This is a genomic window from Dokdonella sp. (assembly GCF_051958935.1).
Taxonomy (GTDB): Bacteria; Pseudomonadota; Gammaproteobacteria; order Xanthomonadales; family Rhodanobacteraceae; genus Dokdonella_A.
Genome location: NZ_JBQCFP010000023.1, coordinates 100,083 through 119,380 on the forward strand (window position 1 = coordinate 100,083; position 19,298 = coordinate 119,380).

A 19,298-nucleotide genomic window follows, 5' to 3' on the forward strand; every position below is an offset into this window, starting at 1 on the left:
ATAGCAGGACGCGTGCGGGAAAATGCGGGCAGCAGGACGCGCCCGACGCCGTCGGGGGAGACGGTCAGCCGATCTGGAACGCCGACACCGGCTTGCCGAATACGCGGTCGTTGAACGTGCGGCGGCCGGCATCGCCGCCGGCGGCCCCGGCGACCACCATCAGCGGCAGCAGGTGCTCGGCACGCGGATGGCAGGCGAGCGCCGCCGGCATGGCCTTCCACCCGGCGAGCCGCGCCTCGCGGGTGCGTGCTTCCGCGTGCTCGATAGCGCCGGTGAGTGCCGCATCGAACTGCTCCGCTCCGGCGGTGACGCCGGGATCGTCGGCGAAGAACTCGCGCAGGTTGTGGTAGCTCATGCCGCTGCCGACGATGAGCACGCCTTCCTCGCGCAGCGGCGCGAGCGCGCGCCCGATCGCGAGGTGTGCTTCGGGATCGAGGCCGGCTTGCAGCGACAGCTGCACCACCGGGATCCCGGCGTCGGGCCAGGCGAGCAGGAACGGGACAAACACGCCGTGGTCGTACCCGCGCGTCGCATCCTCGTCCGAATCGATGCCGGCAGCGGCAAGGAGCCTCTGCACGCGCGCGGCGAGCGCGGGCGATCCGGGCGCCGGGTAGGAGAGGCCATAGGTGTGCGGCGGAAAGCCGTAATAGTCGAACAGCATGCCGGGGTGCGCGCTGCTGTTGACGGTCGGGCGCGCCGCCTCCCAGTGCGCGGAGATGACGAGGATCGCCGACGGCTTCGCGCCGATCGTCGCGGCGAGGCCGCGCAGGTAGGCTGCCATGCCGTCCCACGCCTGCGGCGCCTGCGGCGGTGGGTCCATGAAGAAGCAGGGGCCGCCGCCGTGCGGAAGGTAGATGGTCGGCAGGCGCGGAGCGGAATTCATCGTCGATGGCCTCGTGTGCAAGCCGACGATATGGAGGCGCACGGCAGGTCCTGCAAGCGCACGGTAGGCCGCATCGGGCCGAGCCGCTACAATCGGCGGCCACGCGGCCCCGTAGCTCAGCTGGATAGAGCGCGCCCCTCCTAAGGGCGAGGTCGCCCGTTCGAATCGGGCCGGGGTCGCCATCCATGGCGCGTGCTCGAGCGTCCGCTCGGCGACACCGCAATCGGACGACCCCCGCGATCCGCGTGGGATCGCCAGGCAAAAGCCTGAAACACGAAGCACACCGGGTACACGAAGCAGGGCCAGGAGAACGCACTCCCCTGGTTCCTCGAACGGTGAGACTCAGTTCGGCGCGGCCTCGCCTGCGGGTGTGAAGGGCACGGGCGCGGACTCGTGCAGGGTGCGGCGCCAGGCGGCGAGTTTCGCTTCGATGCGTGCGCTCGTCGCGATCTGCGGCTCGGAGTGCAGGATCGGTTCGACGTCGCCGTCCGCGCCCGCCGCTGCCTTCGCCGTGGCTTTCGCATCGTTCTGGTCGGCGGTTTCCCAGGCGTCGACCGAGGTGCGCGCGAGATCGAACGCCTCCCGCAGGGACGTGGTCTTGTTCAGCGCCTCGGCGAGGAACGCCTTGCCGAAATAGGTGATGTCCGAATCGGCGCCGCAGCCGAACGAAGTGCGGTCGGCGCGCGCCGATGTCATCACCATCGTCGAATCGTCGCGCAGCGCGTCGAGGAAGCCGCCCGAATAGCAGGCGTTGACGACGATGACCTTCCAGCGCATCGCCGGTGTCGTCTTCAGCGCGTCGACGATGTCGTCCGGGCCGATCTGGTTGAGCGGCAGCGGGTCGAGGTCGACCAGCAGCTGGTGGTCCTGCGAGCCGTGCGTGGTGAAGTACAGCAGCAACACGTCTTCGGCCGGATCCATCGTGCGGGCGATCGCCGCGAGCGAGCGCTGCAGGTTGGTCCAGGTCGCGAGCGGACGCGTCGTCACGGTCGCCGCGTTGTTCTCGAGCACCACCGTGCGGCCGGCGGCTCCGAAGCGCGCGGCGAACAAGGTCTCCACGTACTCGGCTTCGTTGCGGAACACGTCCTCCTGCGCATCGCCGGCGAACGCGACGACGTAGAGGTCGATCTTGCCGGGTGTCTGCGGTTTCAGCTGCGCGAGCGCGGCGTCGAGCAGGGCGGGTTGCGCGTACATCGCCGCCTCGGCGTCGAAGTCGTTGTTCGCGCCGGCGACGCCCTCATCGGCCGGCTTCGTTTCCGTGGTCGCGTCCGCATCGGGGGCGTCGTTCGTCGCGGCCGCGGGCGCTGGCACGGGCACGCTGCGGATCAGTGCCGACTGCGGCAGCCACCACCACGCGGCGGCGCTGATCGCGTAGGCGAGCAGCGCGCTTGCGAGGGCGTGTCCGAGGCCGCGCGGTGCGAGCCAGTGCGCGAACACGAGCAGGACGAAGAACCACCAAGCGCGCGCGACGAGCTCGAGGAGGATCGCCCATCCGCCCTGCCCGTGCTCGACGAGATACGACGCGAGCTTGCCGAGCGGCCAATGCACGACGACCGCGGCCGCGAGCGTCGCGGCGAGCAGTACCGTCGCGATGCCCCAGACGGCCTCGCGGCGTGCCGCGCGCACGGCGAGCAGCCAAGCTGCGATCAGGGTCAGCATCGAATCGCACAGCACGGTCAGCACGCCACCGGGCACGAGCACCCATGGCGGTGTCGTGCCGGCCATCTCGACCAGGATCGAGGTGAGCAGGTAGGTCGCGACGACCGCGACGAACATGCCGGCGTCGCCCGTCGTCGATGTCACGCGGGGATGGCGGAACAGGGTGGCGCGCAGGCCGTCGATGAGGATCGCGGGAAGTCGATGCACGGCAGACCGGACGCTGGGAGGTGGGGCCGTTCGCACGGCTCGCGCCATTATCGATGCGCGCGCGTCGCCGCACCATCCCGCACGTCGCGCGGGATCAACAATCGACCGCGTCGAAGTCGTTGACGCAGCGGTGCGCGCCGGCGGCGGGGCAGGCGCCGGGTGCGCGCGCGAGCAATGTCGTGCCGAGGCCGGCCGCGGCGGCAGCGTCGAGTTCCTCGACGATGTCGGAGAGGAACAGGATCGCAGCCGGAGGCTCGCCGATCGCACTCGCGATGCGCCGATAGGATTCGGCCTCGCGCTTGGGCCCGGTCTCCGTATCGAAATAGCCCGAGAAGCACGGCGTGAGGTCGCCGGCTTCGGTGTGCGCGAAGAACAGCCGCTGCGCCGGCACCGAACCCGACGAATAGACGTACAGCCGCTTGCCGGCGGCCTGCCACGCGCGCAGGCGCGCGGCGACCTCGGGGTAGACGTGCGCGCGGTACTCGCCGCTCGTGTAGCCGTCCTTCCAGATCATGCCCTGCAGGGCCTTCAGCGCGGTCGACTTGCGATCGGCATGGATCCAGCCGATGAGCAGCTCGATGAGCTCCTGCCGGCTCGCCGAGACGAGTCCGGCTTCCTTCGCCGCCTCGTGCAGCCAGTGCTGCACCTCGGGATCGTCTGCATGCGTCTCGATGAATGCCGGCAGGCGCTCGCGCGCGTACGGAAACAGCACGTCCTTGACGAAGCTGATCGAGCTCGTCGTGCCTTCGATGTCGGTGAGGATCGTCGTGATCATTCCGGTTCTTGATCCGCATTCGTGGGAGCGGCTTCAGCCGCGCTGCTTTCGGATGCCCGCCGCCGCGACATGGGCGCGCCATGACGAACCTACGACGCGTGCTCCGAAGGATGCCCGCGCGTCGCCTCGACGTTCGTCGCATATGCACTTTCGATCGCGCGCTTGGCCTCGAGCGGCGCACCGAGCCGCGTGAAGATCATCGCGGTTTCGCCGCGGCCGGTCAGCACGACATCGCCATAGCCGAACAGGCGGCCCCAGGCGCTCTGGCGCAGGTCGATCGTTTCGATCGAGGCGAGGCGCAGTTCCGTCGTCTCGCGGCTCATGATGCCGGTCTTGCGTACGACGCGGCGGTTCGTCACGCCTTGCTCGATCGAACGCAGGCGCAACCATTCGTACAGCGCGGCGAGCAGGGCGAGGCCGAGCGTCGGGATCGCGAGCAGCAGGAAGGCGATGAGCCGCCACTTCGCCGTCCAGTGCAGGTCGAAGCGCGCGACGATCGCCTCGCCGGGCGCGAGCGACTCGTCCAGGTAGGCCATTAGGCTGCCTCGATCGGGCGCGGCGCCATCCGCGGGAAGCGGCCGGCGATCTCGTCGCCGGTGAAGTCGGCGACCCAGCCTTCCTTGTTGGTGAACAGGCGGATCGCGACGAAATAGGGCGACTCGCTCATGTCGAACCAGTGGCGTGTGCGGTCGGGCACGCCGATGAGGTCGCCGCTTTCGCACAATACCTCGTACACCCTGCCGTCGATGTGGAGGGTGAACTGGCCGGCGCCGGCGACGAAGAAGCGCACCTCGTCCTCGCTGTGCGTATGTTCGCTCAGGAACTTCCTGCGCAACGCAGCGCGGTCGGGGTGATCGGGCTGGAGGCTGATCACGTCGACCGACTGGTAGCCTTCCTCACGCATGAGCCGGTCGATGTCGCTGCGGTAGGCCGCGATGACTTCGTCCTGGCTCGCACCGGGAACGATCGGCTGCGACGCCTCCCATTGCTCGAAGCGGACGCCGACCGCAGCGAGTTCGCGGGCGATCGCCGCGTGCTCGGTGTGGGTCGCCAGCGGCGCGTCGGCGCGCGTGTCGTCGTAGATGCGCAGGCGGCTCATGGCGCGTGTCCTCTCAGTCGCAACAGGTCGAGTTCGCAGTTCAGCAGGAATTCGAACGCCTCGAGGTGACGGCGCGTTTCCGGCATGTCCTTGCCCCAAGTGTAGATGCCATGGCCGTCGATCAAGTAGCCGTGCAACGGCTTGCGGGCGTCGAGCCAGGCATCCACGCGCGCGACGAGCTCGGCCATGTCCTGCGTGTTGGGGAACACCGGGAGGTCGAGCACGCTCTCGTGCGTGGTGTAGCCCGCGATCGCCTTCTGCAGTTCCCAGCCCTCGAAGCGCACGGCTCCGCGCGCCGCGTACAGGCGCGAAGCGACCGATTGCGCGCGCGAATGCGTGTGCAGGACCGCTCCGGCGGAAGGAAAGCGGCGATAGACCTGCGTGTGCAGCGCGGTTTCGGCGGACGGGCGCGCGTCCGTGCCGACCGGCTGTCCGTCGAGGTCGACCACCATGATGTCGTCGATGCCGAGGCGCCCCTTGTCGCGCCCGGAAATGGTCACGGCCGCGTGCGCGGCGTCCAGGCGCATCGAGAAGTTGCTGCTCGTCGCCGGTGTCCAGCCGAGGGCGCCGAGCTCGCGCCCGGCTTCGGCGATCTCTTTTGCGCAGCGCTCCAGGCGGCTGCGATCGATCGGGGAGGAATGGATGGCGCGACTCCAGGCAACCGGCGGGGACAGTTGCGCCTACTATACCGAAGCGGCGCGGCGGCCCGACTTCACTTTCGGGTCATCGGCGATCCGCTACCGTTCGCGCGGCGCGATGCGGCAAAGCGGCGCAGCAACATGCTTGACGCCGTGCATCGCGCTAAGCTGAACGGGTCGGGCGCGGGTGCGTCCGGACACACCCAGACAACGCAGACTACGAGGAGTGGATCATGTCGGACCCAGCCGAAAGCCAGGCCAGACGCCGTTTCCTTAAGATCGCCGTCGTCGGCGCCGCCGTCGCGCCGGTCGCCGCGGCCCTGTTGCCGCGCATGGCCGCGGCGCAGGATTCCGCGCCGCACCTCGATACGAACGATCCGACGGCGAAGGCGCTCGCCTACACCGAGGACGCGAACACCGCCAAAGGCAACCCCGTGTACAAGGAGGGTTCGGCCTGCGCCAATTGCAACTTCTACAAGGGCCATACCGAGATGAACTATGGCCCCTGCGACCTGTTCCCCGGCAAGGTGGTCAACGCCAAGGGCTGGTGCGCGAGCTGGACCAAGAAGGTCTGATCGAATCGGCACTCGCGGGTTCCCGGCGCGGCGCGCCGGGAATTCCCGCTCGAGCGCCGCCCGATCTCGGCATCTGAGACTGCGGCTGCGACAATCGCGCTCCGTCACCCTGAGCGGTCCAGCGCGTGTCGACCTACCCTCCCATCGTTTTGATCCTCGCCGGCGTCGCCGCCGGTTTCGTCGCCGGTCTCCTGCTGGCGTGGTTCGCAGCGCGCGTCCGCATCGCCCACGCGCATGCCGATGGCCGCGCGAGTCGCGACGCCGAAGTCGCCGCGCTCGGTGGCCAGCGCGACGCGGAGGCGCGCCGCGCGGAAGAATTCGCCGCGCGCATCCAGCGCTACGAACAGGAATGGACGCTGGCCGAACAGAACCTGCGCAAGGTCACCGCACATGCGGCCGCGCAGCAGTCGCAGGCGGAGCGGCTCGGCCGCGAACTGGCGGATGCGCGCCGCGCGCGCGACGAAGCGCAGGCGCAGCTCGTCGACCTGACCGGCCGCCATGCCGCGCTCGAAGCGGGGTCGGCCGCCCAGGCGCACGCCGCCGCCGAAAAGCTCCAGCTGCTCGAACAGGCCGAAGTGCGCCTGCGCGAAGCGTTCCAGAATCTCGCCCAGGGCATCCTCGACGACAAGGCCGAGCGATTCCGCGAACAGAGTGGCCAGCAGCTGAGCGGCCTGCTCGATCCGTTCAAGCTGCAGCTCAAGGAGTTCCGCGAAACGGTCGAGCAGCGCCACGCCAGCGATCAGCGCGAGCGCGGCATGCTCGCCCAGGAGATCCAGAGCCTGCGCCAGCTCAACCAGCGCATCAGCGAGGACGCGCTCAACCTCACGCGCGCGCTCAAGGGCGACACGCGCGCGCAGGGCGCGTGGGGCGAACTCGTGCTCGAACGCGTGCTCGAAGCGTCCGGCCTCGCCGAGGGGCGCGAGTTCGAGCTGCAGGTCGTCATGAACGACGACGATGGCGGCCGGCCGCGCCCCGACGTCATCGTGCACCTGCCCGAGCGCAAGGACCTCGTCATCGATGCCAAGGTGTCACTGACCGCCTACGAGCGCATGCAGTCGGCGAGCGACGACGGCGAGCGCGCCGCGCTGCTGCGCGAACACGTCGCCTCGTTGCGGCGCCACGTCGATTCGCTCTCGAAGAAGAAGTACGACGCGATCCCGGGCCTGCACACGCTCGATTTCGTGCTGCTGTTCGTGCCGATCGAGGCGGCGCTCATCGAAGCGGTGCGTGCCGACGACGGCCTCTACACCTATGCGCTCGCGCGGAACATCTCGCTCGTGTGCCCGAGTACGCTGCTCGCGACGCTGCGCACGGTGTCGCACCTGTGGCGGCTCGAGGATCGCAACGTCAATGCGATGGAGATCGCCAAGCGCGCCGGCGCGCTGCACGACAGCTTCGTCATGCTCATGAACGAACTGCAGGGCGTCGGCGACGCGATCGCGCGCGCGCAGTCGCTGCACGAAGGCGCGCTCAAGCGCATCGGCAGCGGCCGCGGCCATCTCCTCGGCCGCGTCGACCACTTGCGCCGGCTCGGGGCGGATACCCGCAAGCAGCTCTCACTGCTTCCGGACGACGCGCAGCCCGAGTCCGATTCCGATGCCGACGAGAACGGCGACGAAGCGTAGGGCGGGGCGGAGTGGCACGACAACGCACGTGCCTGGCGACCCCTGGCCCGCGATTCCCACCGATCATCGCCGTCGAATCCGCGCCACCGGCCATGGCGGAACCGCCCCGTAGGGTGGGGCGCAGTGACACGAAAACGCTACGTGATTGCAGGCAGCGTGTCCGCGTCTCCCGTCGCCGACGATCGAATCAGCCGCGCAGCCGACTGTGCCGAAATCCGTAGGCGAAGTAGATCACGAAGCCGATCACCGTCCATACGCCCATCAACGTCCAGTTGTACCAGTTCTCCCAGTACAACAGCATGAGGCAACTCAGCACGCCGAGCACGCAGGTGACCGGCGCCCACGGCACGCGGAACGTACGCGGCAGGTCGGGGCGCGTCTTGCGCAGGATCAGCACGCCGATGCAGACCGCGACGAACGCGATCAGCGTGCCCATCGACACGAGGTCGCCGAGCACATCGAGCGGGAACACTGCGGCGAGCGCGGCGATGCCGACGCCGGTGATCACGGTGTTGATGTGCGGCGTACGGTAGCGCGGGTGGATTTTCGCGAACACCGGCGGCAACAGGCCGTCGCGACCCATGATCATGAAGATGCGCGGCTGCGCGATGATCATGACGAGGATCACCGACGACAGGCCGATCAGCGCGCCGATCTCCACCACCCAGCGCAGCGCGCCGAGCTCGGGGTGTGCCTTGATCGCGGTGACCACCGGCTCGCTCGTGCCGAGCTGGTCGTAGGGCAGCAGGCCCGTCAGCACCGCGGCCATGCCGATGTAGAGCACGGTGCACACCGCGAGCGAGGCGATCGTGCCGAACGGCAGGTCGCGCTGCGGGTTCTTCGCTTCCTGCGCGGCGGTCGACGTCGCCTCGAAGCCGATGTAGGAGAAGAAGACGAGCGTGGCGCCGCGCATGATGCCGGCCCAGCCGTATTTCTCCGGCCCTTGCTGTTCCGGGATGAACGGATGCCACAGATCCGGATTGACGTAGCTCCAGCCAGCGACGATCACGATCACGATCAGTGCGACCTTAAGGATCACCATCGCGGTGTTGACGCCGCTCGACTCACGGATGCCGATGTAGCACAGCCACGTCAGCGCGAGCACGATCGCGACAGCCGGCAGGTTGAAATACGCACCGGTCGCGACGAGCTGGTTGTCCTTGAACGCGAGCGGGGCATTGGTGAGCACGTCGGGCAGGTGGATGCCGATGTGGTCGAGCAGGCTCGTGAAGTAGCCGGTCCAGCTGACCGCGACCGCGGATGCGGACACGCCGTATTCGAGCACCATGTTCCAGCCGATGAACCAGGCAACGAACTCGCCGAGCGTCGCGTACGCGTACGAGTAGGAGCTGCCCGACATCGGGATCAACGTCGCGAACTCGGCATAACAGAGCGCGGTGAAGCTGCAGCAGAGCGCCGCGATCACGAACGAGAGGATGATCGCGGGACCGGCGTGCTCCGCCGCGGCCTGTCCGGTGATCACGAAGAAGCCGCCGCCGATGACCGCGCCGATGCCGAGGGCGGTGAGGCCCCACGGCCCGAGCGTGCGCTTCAGGCTGGGTCCGTCGTCGATGGCCGCGTTGCTGAAATCGGTCTTCTTCGCGAGCAATTGGTCGAGCATGGGGATTTCCGGATCGGTCGCGCGGGGCGCGTTCGGCAAGAGGCCGGCATGAAGCCGGCCTCGGTGTTCATGATCGCCGTGCAGGCACGCCTCAGGCGTTCTGGTTGGCGAGCTGGCTGCGGCGATAACCGTAGGCGCTGTACAGGACGAGGCCGATCGCCGCCCACGTCACGAACACGATCTTCGCCGTCATGCTGAGGTTGATGAACAGCAGCAGGCAGCCGGCGACCGCGAGGGGGCAGACGATCCATGCGAACGGCGTGCGGAACGGGCGCGCGCGCTCCGGCTGCTGCTTGCGCAGGATGAGCACGCCGATCGACACCATCGCGAACGCCAGCAAGGTGCCGGAGTTGGACGTGTCGGCGAGCTTGCCGACCGGGAACAGGGCCGCGCAGATCGACACGACGACACCGGTCAGGATCGTGATCACATGCGGGGTGTGGAAGCGCGAATGGACCTTGGACAGCGCGTCCGGCAGCAGCCCGTCGCGCGACATCGTGAAGAAGATGCGCGTCTGGCCGAACATCATCATGAGGATGACCGACGGCAGCGCGAGGATCGCCGCGATGCCGATCCAGTCACCGATGCGGTTGTGGCCGAGCAGGCGCATGACGTGCGCGAGCGGCTCCTTGCTGCAGACGAGCGCTTCGGAACCGGCGCACGCGGCGGCCATCGCCGGGGTACCCGGATCGAGCGGGAGGCCATTCGCGCCGAGCATCGGCTGTGCGCCGACCGAGCCGGCCGCGCCGTAACCGACGAGCAGGTAGAAGATCGTGCAGACGGTGAGCGAGCCGATCAGGCCGATCGGGATGTTGCGATTCGGGTTCTTGGTTTCCTCGGCCGCAGTCGACACCGCGTCGAAGCCGACGTAGGCGAAGAAGATCGACGCCGCGGCACCGAGCACGCCGGCTCCGCCGAGCGGATTGCCCCAGCCTCCCGGCAGGAACGGTTCGAAGTTGCTGCTCTTCACGGCCGGGATCGCAAGGAAGATGAAGACGGTGAGGGCGACGATCTTGACCGCGACCAGTACCGCGTTGACGCGAGCGCTCTTCGACGTGCCGATCACGAGCAGCACCGTCACGGCGAGGCCGATGAGGAAGGCGAGCAGGTCGAATCCGCCGCCGGCGAAATAGCCGGTGCGGAGGAACTCGGGCAACGCGATGTCGTTCGCGCGCAGCAGTCCGTTCATGTAGCCCGACCAGCCGACGCACACCACCGCCGCGCCGATGCCGTACTCGAGCCCGAGCGCCCAGCCGACGATCCATGCAATGAGTTCGCCGAGCACTCCGTACGTGTACGTGTATGCGGAGCCGGACACCGGCACCATCGCCGCGAGTTCGGCGTAGGCCAGTGCGGCGAGCGCGCAGACGATCGCGGCGATCACGAACGCAAGCATCATGCCCGGGCCGGCCTTCTGCCCGGCTTCGGCCGTGAGCACGAAGATGCCGGTGCCGATCACCGCGCCGATGCCGAGCAGGGTCAGCTGCAATGCGCCGAGTTGTCGCTTGAGGGACTTCTTTTCTGCCGTTTCGAGAATCTGGTTGAGCGGTTTGACACGCCAGAAAATCATTGCGTCCCCTTGACGAGCTGTGGGTTGCCAGGCCATTCGAACGTGCGTGCGCCTGGAAATCCCCCAGCGCCGTCGTACACCGTGCAGCACTCGACGAAGGTCGAACGCGGCGGTTGGGTAACATACGCGACCCCTCGACGAGCGGCAAGCGAACGAAGTCATGCCCGGACATGCTGCCCTGCCGCAATCCGCGACGCCCGATCAGCACCACTGGCTTGCGCTGCTGGACGCCTATGAACAGGCGCATCCGGCCGAGATCGAGGTGATCGCCGTCTTTCGTGAACTCGCCAGTACGGATGCGAACGCGGCCCGACGCGAACGCAGGGCGGGGCACCTGACCGGCTCGGCCTGGCTCGTCAGCGCCGACGGCGCGCGCGTGCTCCTGACCCACCACCGCAAGCTGGACCGCTGGCTGCAGCTCGGCGGCCACGCCGACGGCGACGCCGATCTCGCGCGCGTCGCGCTGCGCGAGGCCGAGGAAGAGTCGGGCCTAGCCGACCTCGCGGTGGAGCCGATCGTGTTCGATCTCGACCGCCATCGCATCCCCGCGCGTCGCGACGAACCAGAGCACTGGCACTACGACGTGCGCTTCGTCGTGCGCGCGCGCGGCAGCGAGGCCTTCGTCGTCGGCGAGGAGTCGCATGCGCTCGCCTGGCGCGATGTTGCGGAAATTGCGCGCGACGTGACGGCCGATGTTTCGCTGCGGCGCATGGCGCGCAAGTGGCTCGCGCGCGGCGCGTGACCTCTCGCTTCGTCGCGGCGCACGCTCCGTCCACCGCAACGGATACCGCGGCGACGTGCAGTCGACGAGTGGCGGCTACGAACATGCATCCGTCCATCACGCGAGGAATCGAACCGATGTCGATGCGCCCAAAGATGTCCCGGTCATTCGTCGCGGCGATCGCATCGGTGGTCGCGACCTTCGCATCCGCGGCGCTCGCCGGCGAACGCGTCGATGCGTGGACGCCCGCGGGCGTGTCGAGTCCGCAGTTCGAATCGCACGCGGCCTTCGATCCGCGCGACGGCGATTTCTGGTTCGTGCGCAGCTCGCCGAAGTTCGAAGGCTGGCGCATCCTCGTGAGCCGGTGCGGCGCCACCGGCTGGAGCACGCCGCAGCCGCCCGCGTTCGCCGGTGACGGCGTCGAAGCCGATCCCTGGTTCACCCCCGACGGTCGCACGCTGTATTTCATTTCGACGCGAACCACCGACGGGATCAGGCGCAAGGACCTCGACATCTGGCGCGTCCAGCGCGGCGCGGACGGACGCTGGGGCACGCCGCAGCGACTGCCGGAACCGGTCAATTCGAGCGCACAGGAATGGTTCCCGCGCCTCGCCGCCGACGGCTGGCTGTACTTCGGCTCGGCCCGCGCGGGCGGCCATGGCAAGACCGACATCTGGCGCGCGCGCGAGCGCGACGGGACCTGGCTCGTCGAGAACGCGGGCGCCGCGTTCAACGGCCCCGGCGACGAGTACGAGCCGCTGCCCTCGCCGGACGGCACCTGGATGCTCGTCGAGGGCGAGGACAGCTACTACCGCGTGCGCCGCGACGGCGACGGCTGGCATCCGCGCGAGAAACTGCCGGTCGAAATCAATAGCAACGGCAGCGAGATCGGTGCGGTGTTCTCGCCGAGCGGGCGCACGGTCCTGTTCGCGCGCGACACGAAGGGACCGCTGTCCGGCGAATTCTTCGTCTGGCACGTCGGTGCGGACGAAGCATGGCCGCCGGCATGCCCCGCGGCGAAGTGAAGCGCGCGCCACGCACGTCGGCGCGCGACGCGGTCACGCGCGTCCGGCGAACTCGCCCGTGACGGTGTTGACGTTCACCTTTTCGCCGGTCGTGATGTACTCGGGTACCTGGATCTCGATGCCGGTCGAGAGCTTGGCGGGCTTCGGCCGTTTCGTCGCCGTCGCGCCCTTGAGTTCCGGTGCCGTCTCGACGACTTCGAGCACGACCGACTGCGGCAGCTGCAGCGCGACCGGTGCGTCCTCGATCAGCTGCACGTAGCAGCCCTCGATGCCGTCGACGAGATAGCCCGCGGCGTCGCCGATCGCACTCGCGTCGAGCGTGTACTGGGTGTAATCCTCGCTGTCCATGAACACGAACGCGTCGCCGTCCTTGTACGAGTAGGTGACGGCACGGCGCACGAGCTCGGTTTCGCGCAGTTCATCCTCGGCGCGCATCGACACGTCGAGCTTGGTGCCGCCCGGCACGCTGTACATGATGAAGCGATAGGTGACATTGCCACCGCGGCCCTGCGGCGAGCTGCGTTCGATGTCGCGCACCTGCCAGACCTTGCCTTCGTGTTCGACGACGTTGCCCTTCTTGACTTCCGCTGCTCGCATGGGAGTTCCGTAGCTTGAGTGTTCATGCGCCGCGCTCGCTGCGAGGCGGCTGCCAGTCCCGCATTATCGTCGATCCCCCCGAGTCCGCGACAGCGCCGCCGCCCGGCGCCGCGGCCGTCAGTGCGCCGACGGCAGCGATCCCTCGGGGAAGTGCGCGACGGCGTAGACCGACCCTTCGACCGTCATGTGGTAGATGTCGTAGAACATGATCGACGAGGCGTCGTCGCGCGTGCGCGTGAGGCAGCCCGATCCGTCGCAGAGGATCGACAGCATCGACACGTACGCGACGCCGGGCCGGGCAACGAGCTTCGCGAAGTCCTGGTCGAACGCCTTTTGCTGCGCGGCCGTGGCCGTCGGCAGGCGGCGCGGCATCCGGTGCGCCGGCACGTCCGCCTTGGCGCGGGCGTAGAGGATTCCCGGCAACCCCGACGGCCAGAGCGGCCCCGGACCGACGACGAGCACGCGACCCACGCCGGCGGCGAGCAGTCGATCGATCGTCGCGGGCAGCCGTTGCCACGCATACGACGGCCAGTAGGCGGACAGCACGACTTCCGCCGGGCGCTCGCGCGCGATGCGTGCGAATACGGCGTCGTTGATCGACCGGCAAAACGGACGCTGGTCGGAGTCGACGTCGAGAATCGGCGGGCATCCGCTCGCGGTGAGCTGGGTCAACGTGAAGCGCCCACGGGCGACCGCTTCGAGGCCGGGGTAGAGGTGGCCGGCATGCGAGTCACCCCACAGGACGACCGGGGGCGATCCGGCGACCGCGGTCGTGCACGCGCGAAACTGGCGGAAATCCTGCTCGGGCCGCAGGAAGCACTCGCCTTCGCGGAACGGCACCGCATACTCGAACTTGAACGCGGCGAGGGCGGTCAACGTATCCGGCGTACGTGCCGGAAAGCCCGCGTGCCGGTAGACGCTCCAGCCCGCGAGCCCCGCGACCGCAAGTACAGCGCACGCGCCCGCGACCTTGATGCGCGAACGCGATCCGGTCCGCACCGGCTTGTCGATCCATGCATGGGTCGCCCACGCCAGCGGGAAACTCACGGCGATCGCGAGCGCGCGCAGCCCGGCGTCCGAATCTTCCGGGCGGGCGATGTGCACGAAGGCCAGCAACGGCCAATGCCACAGATACAGCTGGAAGCTGATCAGGCCGATCCAGACCATCGGCCGGCACGCGAGCACATGGCGATTGACGATCGCTTCGGGACCGGCCCAGATCAGCGCGGTCGAACCCGCGACGGGAAGCACGGCCCACCACCCGGGGAACGGGCGCTTCGCGTCGATGAGCAGGAGACCTGCCGCAACGAATATGGCTCCGCCGATCGACGCGGCGTCGCGTGTCCACCGCGCATTCCAGGGACCGGGGGCACCCGCCGCGCTCCCGGCAAACCCTGCATAGGCGAGCAGGCAGCCCGCGGCGAGTTCCCAGAAGCGCGCGTGCGGCAGGTAGAACGCGCCGGGCCCATCGCGCGGCACCAGCCACAGGTTCGCGGCGAACGAGGCCGCCGCGACGATCAGCAGCAGCGGCATGCGGGCCGCGCGCACGCGCCAGGCGACGAACACCAGCAGCGGGAACGCGATGTAGAACTGCTCCTCGATCCCGAGCGACCACAGGTGCAGCAGCGGCTTGGCGTCGGCGGTGCCGTCGAAATAGCCGGACTCCACCCACAACGCGATGTTCGACACGAATCCGGCGCCCGCGGCCACGTGCTTGCCGAGCTGTGCGTAGTCCAGTTGCCGGAGGATCAGCCAGCCGAGTCCGAGCGCGGCGAAGAGGATGACCGCGAGCGATGGAAAGATGCGTCGCGCGCGCCGTGCGTAGAAATGGCGGAAGCTGAAGGTGCCCGCCACGAGACCGGAAAAAACGATACGCGAGATCAGGAAACCGGAGATGACGAAGAACACGTCGACGCCGGTGAAGCCGCCGCGCATCCACTGCGGAAACGCGTGGAATGCGAGCACCGCCAGGATAGCCACCGCGCGCAAGCCGTCGATGTCGGGCCGATAGGCGCCTGCCTCGGTGCGCGGAGAGGTGACGGGGCCGTCGAGCCGCAGATCCATCGGTGCCGGCGCCGATGCCTCCGGGCGGGTGTCGGCGGGATCCAAGCGCAGGCTGGTCATCGCGTAACCGGATCGGCGGAAGGTGATGGCGTCGATGCGCGCGGCCTCGACGGGTCGGGCGTCGCGCCGTCCAGCGGACGGCGCGATGCGAAGGCGCTACTTCGGCGCGAGGCGGATCGCGCCGTCGATGCGGATCGTCTCGCCGTTGAGGTAGCGGTTCTGCAGGATGAAGGCGACCGTGTCGGCGAATTCTTCGGGCTTGCCGAGGCGCGACGGGTAGGGCACCTGCGCGCACAGCGACTGGTACACCTGCTCCGGCATGCCGTCGACCATCGGCGTGTGGAACACACCCGGCGCGACGGTCATCACGCGCACGCCGATGCGCGCGAACTCGCGCGCCATCGGCAGCGTCATGCCGACCACGCCCCCTTTCGAGGCCGAATAGGCGGCCTGGCCGATCTGTCCTTCGAACGCGGCGATCGACGCGGTGTTGACGATCACGCCGCGCTCGCCGTCCTCGCCCGGCGCGTTGTGCTGCATGAGGTCGGCGGCCGCCTTGGCGACGTTGAAGCTGCCGACGAGGTTGACCATGACCGTGGTGGAGAACGTCTTCAGCGGCATCGGGCCTTCCTTGCCGAGCACGCGGCCCGCGCCGAGGATGCCCGCGCAGCTGATCGCCGCGTTGAGCCCGCCGAGTTTCGCATGCACGTCCTTCAGGGTCGCGGCGACGCCGGCCTCGTCGGTGACGTCGGTGCGGAAGTAGCTCGCGCCAGCGCCGAGTTCGGCCGCGGCGGCATGGCCCTTTTCGTCGTTGACGTCGAGCAGCGCGACCTTGGCGCCGTGCGCGACGAGATGCCGGGCGACGGCGAAGCCGAGCCCGGATGCGCCGCCCGTGACGGCGGCCTTGACCTGATCGAGTGGCATGGGAATTCCGGCGGCAAAAACGGGCCGCGGATTCTATCAGTCCGCGCATGCCGGCGGCGCGAGCGCATCGATGCGGTCGCGCTGGCACGCTGGCCGACGCGCGCGCATGGCGGAGTCGCCCGCGATGCGGCGTAAGGGGGACGGGCAAGGGTGGCGCGCCGGCCGGCGCGCCTGGATCGCACCGGACGCGGCATCGCCATCCGGCGCAGCAATCGGGAGGAAACCCGCACATGAAGCGCCTGTCCCTGGGCCTGCTCGCGACCGCGGTCGCGCTCGGCCTTTCAACACCGACGATCGCGGCCTCGCCGGCTGCTCCAGCCGACGCCGATGCGCTCGCACGCGCGCTCGGCATCGCAGCGGAGCGGCTGCAGCACATCGATGCGTCCGACGAAACCCTGCTCGATGGCCGCGAGTTGCACACGGTGAAGGCGATCGATGCGGTGACCGGCGAGCCGGTCGGCCGGACCTTCAGCAACGGCGTTGCCGTGGATGCAGCCCGTGCGCGCGCGGAGGCCGGAGCGAACTGGCGCATGGCCTACGGCGCGCTGACGCCCGACCTGCTCGAACGCCTGCAGGCGACGGCGGCGGGCGAACGCCTCGTCGTCGACCTCTGGTACGTGGTCGACCTGCCTGACGACGGCGGCGGTCCGAGCGGTGGCGTGCAGGCGCAGTCCATGCATGGCGGAGGGCCTGGCGATGCGGCCATGGTGGCCGATGGTGACAAGCGCGCAGCGGTGCCGCTCGACGAGCGGCCTGCGCTCGCGCCCGTCGTGCCCGCTGCTGCGAGCGCCCCTGCATTCGAGCAGGAACCGCTGAAGGCAGGCGACGATCCCGCGCACGGCGCACGCCTTGCCGCCGAGCGCGCGGAGCGGGCCGCCGCGGTCGCTGCGGTCGAAGCCGGCAACCAGTTCCGCATCGCGGACCTGCGCGCCGCGCTCGCCGCGCCGCGCGATGCGATGCTGCAGCGACTCGAGGCGAGCGGTGCGCGCATCGTCTATGCGAGCGACATCGTGCCGTCGATCATCGTCGAGCTCACGCCGGGCGCAGCCTGGTCGATCTCACGCTGGCAGGAGGTCGCAATCCTCGACGACACCGCCGGCGAACGAGGTCCGAGCCTCGACGTCGCCCGACCGACCGACAACGTCACGCCGGTCAACGCGGTCGGCTATGACGGCAGCGGCGTGACCGTCGCGGTCGTCGAGGGCGGCCGGATCTATCCCAGCAACCCGTTCATGACGGTGTCGCAGAGTCGCGACACCGGGTTGCCGACGGCCGACCACACCACGTGGGTCGGTGGCATCATCGCGAGCACGCATTCGACGCACCACGGCCTGGCCGCGGGCAGCACGCTGATCAGCGCGAACGGTGACTACGACACCAGCGGCTCGCTCGAAGCGGCGACCGACTGGGGCGCGGCGCGCGCGCAGGTGCTCAATCACAGCTGGGGCTTCAAGAATGTCGCCAGCAATGCGCTCAACGCGTTCGACCGCCGCCTCGACTACATCGCGCGCAACTCGTTCCGCCTCAACGTGCACGCGGCCGGCAACTACGGCGCACCCGATTGCGGACAAACGCCGCCCAGCACCGTGTACGGCGTGGAGTCACCCGGGCGCGGCTACAACACGCTCACCGTCGGCGGCTACGACGATCACAACACGATCGGCTGGAGCGACGACAACCGTTACAACTGCTCGGCCAACGGCTGGCCGGTCGGCGATGGCGCCGGCGGCACGCATGTCAAGCCGGAGGTCGACGCCGGCGCGGTCGACATCGTCTCGCTCGCGCAGACCACGAGTTCGACCTCGCCGCTCAGCGGTGGCCTGTGGGGCACCAGTTTCGCCGCGCCGGCCACTTCGGCGCTCGCCGCCGATCTCATGGAAGCCGACAGCCAACTCGCAGGCTCGCCGGTCGCGACGCGCGCGCTGATGATGGTCGGGGCGCTGCGCGCCGCGGGCGACCGGCCGACCATCGACGGCACCGCGTCGATCTACGCCACCGAGAACGGCCCGTGGTGGTTCCAGGGCGTCGATGCCTCGAGCTTCCCGAAGACCTACGAGGTCTATGCGCACGAAGGCCAGCGCGTGCGTTTCGCGATCGGCTGGATGTCCAATGTCACGTTGAGCGGCTCGACTTATTCCAACGACAACATCCCGGCCGACCTCGACCTCACGGTGTATCGCGGCGACGGCACCACCTTCGTCACGAACTCGAACAGCTCCTACAACAACTTCGAACTCGTCGACTTCTACGCGCCGGCGACCGACACCTACAAGTTCAAGATCACGTTGTTCAACACGTGGAGCGGCAGCGGTACGCCGTTCGCGGCGGCGGCACGCCTCGACGGCGCGCTTCTGTCGCGCGGCTCGTGGTGGCACCTCAACGGCGCGCCGAAAGCCCAGGGCACGTTCTTCGACATCCGCCCGGACAGCGAATACGCGGGCTGGGTGCCGTATTGGCGCGGCGTATCGCTGCGTCCGGCGACCAGCGCCGACTACGACCTCGAGCTCTACGGCGCCTCGTGGTTCCTCGACCCGGTCAACACGTCCGACACGTTCAATCGCCCGCGACTCGCGCTGTCGCAGTATGGCGGCGGTGGCGCCGTCGACTACATCATGGTCGACGGCAATCACTGGCCGTCCAGCCAGCGCGAGTTCTTCCGCGTGAAGACGTATTCGGGCAGCGGCGACTATTCGATCGTCGCCGCGGACGGCGCGTACTATTCCTCGGGCACCGGCGGCTTGTACGGACCGTATTCGATGGATGCGAACACGTCCTTGTTCGTCGCCGACATGGGCTTCGAGGCGAACAGCGAACGGCGCGTCACGCTGTTGCCGGGCAGCGGAGCCGGCTCGGCCGACATGGGCCTCGCGCTCTATCGGTCGAACGGTGCGGATGCGGCGACGTGGGCGCAGGGGCGAAGCCAGTCCATCGCGTCCGCCGACGCCGCCGGAGCGGGCGCCGGCGAGGCGATACGCTATCGCTTCGATGGGCCAGGCTCCGATTTCCTCGGCCTCGCCGTCTACAACAAGACGCAGGGCACGTCGCCCTCGTTCTACCTGCTCGTGACGCCGAGCGCGATCTTCACCGACGGCTTCGACGGCAACTGATGCCGGCGGTTCATACCATGCGCGTGAGGGTGGATCCTTGCGCGCGCGGTACCGCGCGCTAGCAGGCTGTTGAAAAACAGCCTGCGGACGCGATCCAGGGATGGATCGCTCGCGAGTCGACGACGCACGTCGTTGAATCGCGGAAAGCGAGTCCGGACATGCGCCGGACTCGCTGAGTTGAAAAAGCGCTGGATAGCGCCTTTTCCAA

Annotated in this window: 16 protein-coding genes and 1 tRNA gene; 6 read left to right on the plus strand and 11 right to left on the minus strand. The window is 68.8% G+C overall.

Going from position 1 to position 19,298, the window contains the following annotated elements:
- Positions 1-64 precede the first annotated feature (64 nt).
- A complete protein-coding gene (locus ACTHK2_RS02620; protein WP_440244134.1) occupies positions 65-883 on the minus strand; it encodes a DODA-type extradiol aromatic ring-opening family dioxygenase in 819 nt (272 codons plus the stop codon).
- A gap of 105 nt (positions 884-988) precedes the next feature.
- Between ACTHK2_RS02620 and ACTHK2_RS02625 the strand changes: the two genes are divergently transcribed.
- A tRNA-Arg gene (locus ACTHK2_RS02625) sits at positions 989-1,065 on the plus strand.
- A gap of 160 nt (positions 1,066-1,225) precedes the next feature.
- Here ACTHK2_RS02625 and ACTHK2_RS02630 read toward each other — a convergent pair.
- The 5 genes from ACTHK2_RS02630 to ACTHK2_RS02650 all read right to left on the minus strand — a co-directional run bounded on the left by ACTHK2_RS02630 (position 1,226) and on the right by ACTHK2_RS02650 (position 5,267).
- Complete coding sequence (locus tag ACTHK2_RS02630) at positions 1,226-2,749, minus strand: C13 family peptidase (RefSeq protein ID WP_440244135.1); 1,524 nt, start codon at positions 2,747-2,749, stop codon at positions 1,226-1,228.
- 94 nt (positions 2,750-2,843) lie between these two features.
- The gene (mtnC, locus tag ACTHK2_RS02635) at positions 2,844-3,524 is read right to left on the minus strand and encodes an acireductone synthase (RefSeq protein ID WP_440244136.1); all 681 of its coding nucleotides are present in this window, start codon (positions 3,522-3,524) and stop codon (positions 2,844-2,846) included.
- 89 nt (positions 3,525-3,613) lie between these two features.
- Positions 3,614-4,060, minus strand: a complete 447-nt coding sequence (locus ACTHK2_RS02640) for a PH domain-containing protein (RefSeq protein ID WP_440244137.1) — start codon at positions 4,058-4,060, stop codon at positions 3,614-3,616.
- On the minus strand, positions 4,060-4,623 hold the full coding sequence (locus tag ACTHK2_RS02645) for a 1,2-dihydroxy-3-keto-5-methylthiopentene dioxygenase (RefSeq protein ID WP_440244138.1): 564 nt from the start codon (positions 4,621-4,623) through the stop codon (positions 4,060-4,062). Before ACTHK2_RS02645 ends, ACTHK2_RS02640 begins: the two co-directional genes overlap by 1 nt.
- Complete coding sequence (locus ACTHK2_RS02650) at positions 4,620-5,267, minus strand: methylthioribulose 1-phosphate dehydratase (protein WP_440244167.1); 648 nt, start codon at positions 5,265-5,267, stop codon at positions 4,620-4,622. Before ACTHK2_RS02650 ends, ACTHK2_RS02645 begins: the two co-directional genes overlap by 4 nt.
- A 227-nt stretch (positions 5,268-5,494) precedes the next feature.
- On the opposite strand from ACTHK2_RS02650, the gene ACTHK2_RS02655 reads away from it, so the two are divergent.
- Positions 5,495-5,836 (plus strand): high-potential iron-sulfur protein, encoded by a 342-nt coding sequence (locus tag ACTHK2_RS02655; RefSeq protein ID WP_440244139.1) that lies wholly within the window; start codon positions 5,495-5,497, stop codon positions 5,834-5,836.
- A 125-nt stretch (positions 5,837-5,961) separates the two neighbouring features.
- On the plus strand, positions 5,962-7,461 hold the full coding sequence (gene rmuC / locus ACTHK2_RS02660; protein ID WP_440244140.1) for a DNA recombination protein RmuC: 1,500 nt from the start codon (positions 5,962-5,964) through the stop codon (positions 7,459-7,461).
- Positions 7,462-7,648: 187 nt separating this feature from the next.
- Here the strand turns inward: rmuC and ACTHK2_RS02665 are convergent, their stop codons facing one another.
- Entirely contained in the window at positions 7,649-9,082 is a 1,434-nt protein-coding gene (locus ACTHK2_RS02665; RefSeq protein ID WP_440244141.1) for an amino acid permease, read from the minus strand.
- Between the two features lie 91 nt (positions 9,083-9,173).
- Positions 9,174-10,652 (minus strand): amino acid permease, encoded by a 1,479-nt coding sequence (locus ACTHK2_RS02670; protein ID WP_440244142.1) that lies wholly within the window; start codon positions 10,650-10,652, stop codon positions 9,174-9,176.
- 160 nt (positions 10,653-10,812) lie between these two features.
- Between ACTHK2_RS02670 and ACTHK2_RS02675 the strand changes: the two genes are divergently transcribed.
- Together ACTHK2_RS02675 and ACTHK2_RS02680 are read left to right on the plus strand one after the other, a co-directional pair.
- On the plus strand, positions 10,813-11,394 hold the full coding sequence (locus ACTHK2_RS02675; protein ID WP_440244143.1) for an NUDIX hydrolase: 582 nt from the start codon (positions 10,813-10,815) through the stop codon (positions 11,392-11,394).
- Between the two features lie 134 nt (positions 11,395-11,528).
- Positions 11,529-12,398, plus strand: coding sequence for a TolB family protein (locus tag ACTHK2_RS02680; RefSeq protein ID WP_440244144.1), 870 nt, complete (start codon positions 11,529-11,531; stop codon positions 12,396-12,398).
- Between the two features lie 33 nt (positions 12,399-12,431).
- Here ACTHK2_RS02680 and yeiP read toward each other — a convergent pair whose 3' ends face one another.
- The 3 genes from yeiP to ACTHK2_RS02695 form a co-directional block, all read right to left on the minus strand.
- Positions 12,432-12,995, minus strand: coding sequence for an elongation factor P-like protein YeiP (gene yeiP, locus ACTHK2_RS02685; RefSeq protein WP_440244145.1), 564 nt, complete (start codon positions 12,993-12,995; stop codon positions 12,432-12,434).
- A 117-nt stretch (positions 12,996-13,112) separates the two neighbouring features.
- Complete coding sequence (locus ACTHK2_RS02690) at positions 13,113-15,119, minus strand: acyltransferase family protein (RefSeq protein ID WP_440244146.1); 2,007 nt, start codon at positions 15,117-15,119, stop codon at positions 13,113-13,115.
- A 96-nt stretch (positions 15,120-15,215) separates the two neighbouring features.
- Positions 15,216-15,983, minus strand: a complete 768-nt coding sequence (locus tag ACTHK2_RS02695; protein WP_440244147.1) for an SDR family NAD(P)-dependent oxidoreductase — start codon at positions 15,981-15,983, stop codon at positions 15,216-15,218.
- 230 nt (positions 15,984-16,213) lie between these two features.
- Here ACTHK2_RS02695 and ACTHK2_RS02700 point away from each other — a divergent pair, with 230 nt between their 5' ends.
- Positions 16,214-19,090, plus strand: a complete 2,877-nt coding sequence (locus ACTHK2_RS02700) for a S8 family serine peptidase (RefSeq protein WP_440244148.1) — start codon at positions 16,214-16,216, stop codon at positions 19,088-19,090.
- Positions 19,091-19,298 lie beyond the last annotated feature (208 nt).

Coding starts and splice junctions, on each gene's coding strand:
- ACTHK2_RS02620 (WP_440244134.1), bottom strand. CDS start 883: ATGAATTCCGCTCCGCGCCTGCCGACCATCTACCTTCCGCACGGCGGC.
- mtnC (WP_440244136.1), bottom strand. CDS start 3,524: ATGATCACGACGATCCTCACCGACATCGAAGGCACGACGAGCTCGATC.
- ACTHK2_RS02640 (WP_440244137.1), bottom strand. CDS start 4,060: ATGGCCTACCTGGACGAGTCGCTCGCGCCCGGCGAGGCGATCGTCGCG.
- ACTHK2_RS02645 (WP_440244138.1), bottom strand. CDS start 4,623: ATGAGCCGCCTGCGCATCTACGACGACACGCGCGCCGACGCGCCGCTG.
- ACTHK2_RS02655 (WP_440244139.1), top strand. CDS start 5,495: ATGTCGGACCCAGCCGAAAGCCAGGCCAGACGCCGTTTCCTTAAGATC.
- ACTHK2_RS02665 (WP_440244141.1), bottom strand. CDS start 9,082: ATGCTCGACCAATTGCTCGCGAAGAAGACCGATTTCAGCAACGCGGCC.
- ACTHK2_RS02670 (WP_440244142.1), bottom strand. CDS start 10,652: ATGATTTTCTGGCGTGTCAAACCGCTCAACCAGATTCTCGAAACGGCA.
- ACTHK2_RS02675 (WP_440244143.1), top strand. CDS start 10,813: ATGCCCGGACATGCTGCCCTGCCGCAATCCGCGACGCCCGATCAGCAC.
- ACTHK2_RS02680 (WP_440244144.1), top strand. CDS start 11,529: ATGTCCCGGTCATTCGTCGCGGCGATCGCATCGGTGGTCGCGACCTTC.
- yeiP (WP_440244145.1), bottom strand. CDS start 12,995: ATGCGAGCAGCGGAAGTCAAGAAGGGCAACGTCGTCGAACACGAAGGC.
- ACTHK2_RS02690 (WP_440244146.1), bottom strand. CDS start 15,119: ATGACCAGCCTGCGCTTGGATCCCGCCGACACCCGCCCGGAGGCATCG.
- ACTHK2_RS02695 (WP_440244147.1), bottom strand. CDS start 15,983: ATGCCACTCGATCAGGTCAAGGCCGCCGTCACGGGCGGCGCATCCGGG.
- ACTHK2_RS02700 (WP_440244148.1), top strand. CDS start 16,214: ATGAAGCGCCTGTCCCTGGGCCTGCTCGCGACCGCGGTCGCGCTCGGC.